The following is a 7801-nucleotide window of genomic DNA, read 5'->3' as shown; positions in this document are numbered from 1 at the left end:
TCAAATTGACCTGCTTCAGCTGGTAGACTGATTTGCTTCACAATTTCAGCTTTTGTTTCCTCACTACTGCTTGCCGGTAGGACACGGGCTTCCCCATTAACCTGAGGCTGGTAGCGATCCGCTTTAGGAAGAACACCTTCTGGCAAGCTGTGTTTGACAACTTCTCCATTTTTTATTGTGAGAATATGAAGGGGAACTACAAGCTCTTCATGGCTGAGGTCGTCATAGACCACACGAACAGTCATGGAGTGGTCACCACTAGACTGTGGGATAGGAGTGACTACTACAACATCAAATTGACCTGCTTCAGCTGGTAGACTGATTTGCTTCACAATTTCAGCTTTTGTTTCCTCACTACTGCTTGCCGGCAGGACACGGGCTTCCCCATTAACGTGAGGCTGGTAGCGACTTGCTTTTGATAGAACCAAGACTACTGGAATCTCAATCGTTTTACTGCTAGTGATAGCTGTCAACGCCCTTCTGTCAAAGTTTGGATCCAACTGATAGGTTCCCTCTGTTGCTATAGGCAAATCGTTCTCCACACCTGTGATTGATTGCCCATTTTCAACTTGCACCTGTTTCGCTTTTAACAACTGACCTGACTGGGTGAAGTGCAAAGTTACTGTATGAGTTTGAACAGGCTGTTTTAGCTCTACCAAGCGATAAACAATTTCATCTTTGACCAGGTCAAAACGATTATAGCCTTTCTCCAAGGTAATACGAGCTGTAGGAGATAACAGTCCCTCAACCCTCACATATTCCTTGTCTATATTCTTGGTCAGATCTTGTTCAAAGCCTCTGACAAGAACCTGAACACTACCTTGAATATCTCCTGTCACTTGCAAATTAGAGCTAGCGGGGATAATCAATTGACCATCACCAGACAACTCACCCACTTGAAGATTCTGGTCCATATCCAGATTGAGAAGGCTACCTGTTTCCACTTCTAGTCGGGTGGAGATACTAGAAACTCGATTAGATAGGGTAATATTTGCTTGATCTCGCAAGGCCAATTCCTGAACATCTACTAAATCTAGCCCATAGATACGAGTTGCTTTCAGACTCACTTGGTTATCTGAACTATTAGTCGCCATAACTTTCTTGATATTGCCGGAATTACTCTCTAGGCTAACCCGACCAAGTGTTTGGTTACCATCTACACCACCTAAGTCAATCCCTTGATCAACCTTGGCAAATTCTGAGTCTATGAAAATCTCAACCGGAATCAAACTAGTCCCTTGGGCATGGCCCCCAAAAATTTGCTGGAAGCGAGTGTCTGAGGAACCGCCAATAATCGAGATCCGAGCATGCCTTCCTGAAGGGGTGTCAGTTGGAGAACCTGCAATCAAGGTAGGACGAAGATCGACCTGGGCCTGACTGATGGTCGTTGACACGTTATTAAAGCTCAGATGGTTACCATCCGCATAAATCTTCGGTTGCTGACCACCATCAGGAATCATCTCGAGCTTGAGATTGCTTAGGGTCACATCTTTTGTCGTTAGCAAATTAAGACCACGAAGGTTTAATTTATACCCACGACCATCAATTGTCACCGCCTTATCGATGACAAAATTCGTTGAAAAATTTTGTCCATCACGATGGATGATATCACTCACCAATTTAATTGTATCACCATCTTTAGCTTGGGAAATAGCATAGGACAAACTTTGATATGGATGAGTTTCTGTTCCCTGTCCCTCTTTAGATGTTTCAGCACCTTTGGTGACATAGAGCTCACGCGCCTTCGGTTGACTGTAAATACTTGTACGGAAGTCATCTGTATCCTTCAAATAAGCCTGGAAGATGCTCTTTTTCAATTCTTGAACAGCTGAAACTCTAGTTGACAAGGCTACCCTGGTGGTTGCATTAAGTTTCATCTGTTGCAAATCTTTGGCAATGGCTACATCCATCAAACTCTGAATAGCAGCGAAATCGCTAGCTACACTAGTGGATTTTAGCTCAGTAACCTTGGCGATGCGACGGTCAAACATAGCCTTCTTAAAGGTTGCTAGGTCTCCTCCATATTCTGGCATAATGGCATTCAAAGCTGCCTGATCATTGGCATATTGGCCAGAAACATAGGCTACCATTCCTTTTTCATAACCATACTCACCAAGAATATCATAGGCATTTCTTCTAAAGCTAATGTCACCTACTGTTCCTGCATTGTTTTGCAGACCTGCATAGATAGGCTCAAAGAGAGGAATGGTGTAGTAAGAATTGGTCCGAGCTGTTCCTGTGGTATTGAGACCGTCAAACTTGTAGCGACCTGAAATCAATTGCTTATCTACAAAATCATGGACAGATTGCAAACCTGCTGCTAAATCACTCGAGATTGGTTGAGCTTGATCTGTCTGACCACCATTAGCACTTGCGACAAGGCTCAATTGATTGAGCAGAACAGCTCTTTCTTCCGGCGTCTTCTTCAAGATAGACTGGGCCTCTGCATAGTCCAGAGTGTAAATCACATCCAAGATACCTTGCATATAGGTCTTGAGATCCTCGCTCGTTTGAAAGCGTTCTGGACTAGCATTTTGTGTCCGATTGTCACCTATGCGATAGGCTGTATTGATAATAAAGCTTGGGTCTTGATAGGGTGTTTTAGCAACATCCATAGACTCAAACATTCCTCTGGCAAAAACTTCTTGTAACTGGCCAGCTCGTCTATCATAGCCATTTAACCAAACGTTTTTATCAAACATATGGGTCAATTCATGGGTATAGACAGACTGACCTGCCTCAGACAGGGATTTTTTCAAGAAAAGATTAATGGAAGTCTTTCCATTGGCCTGACCATCAGCTTGTAAAAAGTTGGCATAAAGGTTGAGCGGTCTGATAAATTTCTCGACCCCTTCTAAAACACCTGAACCATATTTTGGTGAATAGAGTTCTTGTACTCGCTGATTGGCTGTCCCTAGTTTCTGCGGACTATCAACCACAATAATGGGTTCGTGATTGGCTAGAATATCCCTGTTTTGACTGATGCGATGCCAGAATTTCAAAAAGCTTTCCTGGTCATCAGCATAGGATTGTAAATTAGCTTTAAAGGTTGCCAAGCCGGTCTGGTCACCTGGTCGGACATAGGATTCCGTCAAACCATAGTTGACTGTGTTTGAAGTGCTAATGGCATACACAAGATCACTAGACAGGCTCAAGAGGGGAATAAAGTGATTATTCAGACGTGCATTGCTCTTTAATTTCTGATAGAGCGAGGAATTTCCATAAGGAGATTGGGACTCTGCCAGATGAGCCTTGCTAGTCTCCTTAAACCATTGCTCTCCTGTTTTGCCTGGCTCAAAAAGGCCAACGCCCTTCTCCACAAAGGAGAAAATATCAGCTTGATTTGTAATTGGAGCTAGTTTAGTTTGGTAAGTGGTCGCTGACTGACCCAAAGTCAAATCACGATAGGTTAAAGTGTTCAAAATACTAAGTGTATTTAAAGGGGTGCCCCCACCGCCGAACACCTGGGGATAATGTAAAATCAAATCCTTTGCCTGATATTGACCAAATTCAAAGGAATATTGGCGATCCAGATAGGATAAACCTGCTAAGATTCTCTCTTTATTACGACGGATATCCTCTACATTGACCTGACTTGATTTCTCAAAAATACCTGTAAGCGTCGTTTCAATCTTAGCCTTTTCTCGCTCAAAATTCTCTCTCATATCCAGCATATCCATATAGGCTGTCTGCTTGAGAGTTTGTAGCTGGTCAGCTGGTAAATTACTTCCACCATTTTCCTGACGAATAGCCTTTTCCAAATCTAATTTTTCAAAAAAATTTTCTTGATGAGACAAATGAGGATAGAGTGATTCGTAGGTCACAGCTGCAAAGTCATCTTTCAGCGAAGCGACCTGTTGAGCAACTGTTTCACTGGTCTGGCTTGTAATTGGCTGAGTCGTCGCAGGGACTATCTGACTACTACCATCCGAATAAACCACTTGAAACTGCTGAACTGTTTTTCCAGTGACAGAGGTCATAAGCTCCCCTTGGTCATCTAGTGGCAATTTAGCAACTTCATTGGCAGCTACACTACGAGACATTCGAGCTGAACGCAACACAGGCTGAACAGCTTCTACTACCGCTTGGTCTGTCGGAGTAGCTTCTTCTACTAATGTTACGGATGGTTGAACCAATTGACTAGCCTGGTTCGGCGAAGTTGCTACCGGTTGTTCTACTTGACTTAGATCCATTTCTGCATCCCCAGTAGCTGAAGAAGTGCTTGCAGTTGGCTCAATCAACAGAGCGAGTTCTCCAGCAACTTGCCCACTCTGTTCTCCCCCTACCGTCTGATTTTGCACTAGTTCCGCTTGACTTGGCGCAACTGTTTGACTGACTGCTAGCTCCTGATTAGTCAAACTATCTTGTACTGCTGGTTCTATTTCTACCAGTCCACTACCTTGAGATTGCGTTACTTGAGGACTAGTCGTAACCGATTGAGAACTAGCTACTTCCTCTACTACCTCAATCTGCCCACTAACAGATTGTACTTGTATGGCTTCCTCTGTCACTTCCGAACTAGTTTGACTGGTTGCAAGGCTACTAATAGGAGCTTGGCTTGCCTCTTGGGCCGCCGCAACCTGCCCTCCAGCAACACTAAAGCTAATTGCTAAGGCAACAGATACGACACCGATGGAAAACTTACGTATGCCAAAATGCTGCTTTTTTTGTAAAAAATGTAAATTCATTAAAATATAATCTCCTTTTTGAGACGAATAAAAAATCCACTATAATTATATAAGTAAAAAGTATGAAATGCAAAGAATACGCTGTCAATTTTATCGCAACAAAAAAATTTCCCAACAATGGGTGTTAGGAAACTAAATATTATCGTAGTTTTATTGTATATTCTTCAAAATTTACTCCTTCACCGTTTCAATCCGCCATTCCGTCCAGCCTCTAAAGCGAATGGCTCCTTGCTGGTCTGTACGATAGACTTGGATATTCCGACTGCCAAAGCGGTCCAAGGTTTCTTGATGGGGATGCTTGTAACGATTATTTTCTCCAGCAGATACCAGAGCAATCTTGGCTCCGATATGGTCTAAAAATTCAGGATAGGAAGAACCTTTGGATCCGTGGTGACCGGATTTAAGTACATCGACAGGCAGGTTGGGATAGGCTTTTATCAAGTCCAACTCCCCCTGCTCCAAGTCCCCTGTAAAGAGAAAATTGGTTTCCAACAAGCGACCGTAAAGAACAACAGAGTCGTTATTGCCACCGTCTCCTGTCCCAGCTGGATAGAGGACTTCCAGATAGGAGTCAAAAATTGGCAAGCGGTCGCCCACTTTGACCACATGAACAGGCACATTGATTTCTTTCAAGGTGGCTACAAAGTCAGGCACCGTCAGGCTTCCCGGCGACACGACAATCCGACCAATTTGCATCTGCTTAACCACTTCCAACATATCACCCACATGGTCTGTGTCGGTATGGGTCAGAACCAAGCTATCAATCCTATCCACACCCCGACTATGCAGATAGGGAATCAAGGTCCGCTCTGCATTTGCCTGCGAAGACCGCTCCTGCCACGCTTCCTTGGCCGCGAAATCGACCCGACCGCCCACATCAATCAGAACCGTCCGCCCCCGCATATCCCGCAAAAAGATGCTATCCCCCTGCCCGATGTCCACTACCGTCACCTCGTTTTCCAGCGGGTGTTTGGTGATGAAAAATAGCAGAGCGAGGATCAGGCTCAGTCCCAGGAGCCAGTTTTTCTTCCTGTGGAAATCGTAGAGCAAGAAAAGGCTGACCAGCAAAAGCAAGAGGACCAGCTCAGACGGCTTGCCCAGTATCCAAGGCCGCAATCCCAAATCCGCCACCCAGACAATGATTTTTTCCATAAAGACAAAAAATCCGTTGACCCAGGTCATCTTGACCAAGGGTGAGAGGAGAAAAATGACCGACAAACCTGGCAAAAGCAGGACATCAAAGACAAAGGAAAAGACAAAGGTCAAGAGAATAGACAAGGGCTGGAAGGCATAGAAATAGGTCATGAGAATCGGCAAAATTCCCAGCGAAATACTGAGGCTCTCCACCGCAGCCTTTTTGACCTGCCCCAAGTCCTCAAAATCAAAAACCGTCAGCAAGAAAGCATAGGTAAAAGTCAGTACTCCTCCTGCTGTCAGTAAAAATCGGGGCAGAACCAGCAGACAGACAAAAACTGTCACCGCAAAGTTATCCAACTTCCGCAAGCCCATATTGCCCAGAATTTTCTGGACCAAGGACCGCACAACCGACACAGAAAAGCCTGTCAAGCCCGCATAGACAAGGGAAAAGGGAATTTGCAGCTTATCAACCGTTTCCTTGGTCAAGCCCAAACGCAGTAAAATCCAGCGAAACTTATCGATAAAAAATCCAACCTGCATGCCAGACAGGGCGAAGAGATGAATGATGCCCAGACTAGAATAGAGGTCGCTCATCTGGTCAAACTCACTATCCAATTCCCCAAACAAGAGTCCTGTCATGTAGTGGCTCATTGGTGCTGGAAAATTGGTTTTGACATAGACCAAGGCCTGCCTCCGCCAAGTTGACAGCCAGTCAAAAACATTCCAAGACTGGCCAGGGACAATCTTCTTAATCGCCGTTAGCTTGACAGTCCGATAGATGCCCTGTGTTTTCAGATAGGCCTGATAGTCAAAGCCCTTGAAATTCCGCTGACCAGCTGGCAGGCTGACCTCTGCTTCCACTTCTAGCTGGACCAAATCTGTCAACTTTTGAAAATAGACCTGCTCCTCCTGACTGGCTAATTTGTAGAACACTTGATAGGTTTGTCCGTCAGACCGACCACGAAAAGACAGACTGTCCCCGTTGACTTCAATGGTATCTGGAATGACCTGCACAGTTGTGACTTGCTCTGGGGCTGACTGGTCTGCCCGCTCCCATTGGACCTTTTGGCATCCGAAAAACAGACCGCACAGGGCTAAAAGCGGCAGCGTTTTGAGGAGAACCGTCTTACCTTGCCGAACACCAAAGACAGTTAACACCAAACTGAGTAGGCCTATTGTCAAGAGGGAAAAAGAGTGGACTACAAAGTAAGCCGCCACCGCCAAGATTGCCAGGTGGATGGGCTGGCAGGGGAGCTTACTCAACCGTGACATAAGGCCGGATGCTTTCCATAGTCTTGTCGCCGATGCCTGAAACATTGTTGAGGTCGTCCACCGACTTGAAGCCGCCGTTAGCCTCACGATAGGCGATAATGTCCGCCGCCCGCTTGGCACCGATGCCCGAAATAGTCTGCAGGTCAGCCTCGGTCGCTGTGTTGAGATTGACAAGAGTGGTATTTTTTTCGTCTTGGGACATAGCAGAGCTGGCGGTCGTGCTGGTCACCACCGAGATATTTTCGTCCTTGCTGGCCACATAGACCACCGCCTCGTCGCTGAGCTTCTGAGCCAGATTGATAGACTTGGGGTCTGCCTGGCTGGTCAAGCCACCAGCTGCCTCAACTGCGTCATTGACACGCGCACCAGCCTCTAAAGTATACAGCCCTGGTTTTTCCACCGCTCCTTTGACATCAACAACCAGCTGGCTGAGCTCCTCACTCTCTTCTGTACTGGTTTCCTCCGTCTGCTCCTGACTGCTTGAAGCTTGCTCTGTTTGAGGAAAATCTGTCAGTCCTGTCTGATCAGACTTGGTTGGTTGACTGAAGATTAAAAATGTCGCCATAAGCAAGCCAGCCGCTGCTGGCAAGGCAATCTGCCATTTGTATTCTTTAAGCATTTCTAAATAAGTTTTAATCGTATCCATAAATAACCTCCACCTATATAGTGCGCAAAAGATACAAAAAAACTCGCAAATTTACGAG

Annotated in this window: 3 protein-coding genes; all 3 read right to left on the bottom strand. The window is 45.5% G+C overall.

Annotation, left to right across the window (positions count from 1 at the left end; genetic code table 11):
• Nucleotides 1-4688: ZmpA/ZmpB/ZmpC family metallo-endopeptidase (locus ACEE44_RS06745; RefSeq protein ID WP_449171711.1), on the bottom strand; the 4688-nt coding region annotated here is incomplete at its 3' end.
• Between the two features lie 171 nt (nt 4689-4859).
• Nucleotides 4860-7097, bottom strand: coding sequence for a DNA internalization-related competence protein ComEC/Rec2 (locus ACEE44_RS06740; protein ID WP_449171710.1), 2238 nt, complete (start codon nt 7095-7097; stop codon nt 4860-4862).
• Complete coding sequence (locus tag ACEE44_RS06735; RefSeq protein ID WP_449171709.1) at nt 7081-7743, bottom strand: helix-hairpin-helix domain-containing protein; 663 nt, start codon at nt 7741-7743, stop codon at nt 7081-7083. Before ACEE44_RS06735 ends, ACEE44_RS06740 begins: the two co-directional genes overlap by 17 nt.
• Nucleotides 7744-7801 lie beyond the last annotated feature (58 nt).

The sequence above is a fragment of the Streptococcus sp. 32226D021BW genome (genome assembly GCF_053545015.1).
This window is presented reverse-complemented; position numbering and strand designations above follow the sequence as displayed.

Coding starts and splice junctions, on each gene's coding strand:
- ACEE44_RS06740 (WP_449171710.1), bottom strand. CDS start 7,097: ATGTCACGGTTGAGTAAGCTCCCCTGCCAGCCCATCCACCTGGCAATC.
- ACEE44_RS06735 (WP_449171709.1), bottom strand. CDS start 7,743: ATGGATACGATTAAAACTTATTTAGAAATGCTTAAAGAATACAAATGG.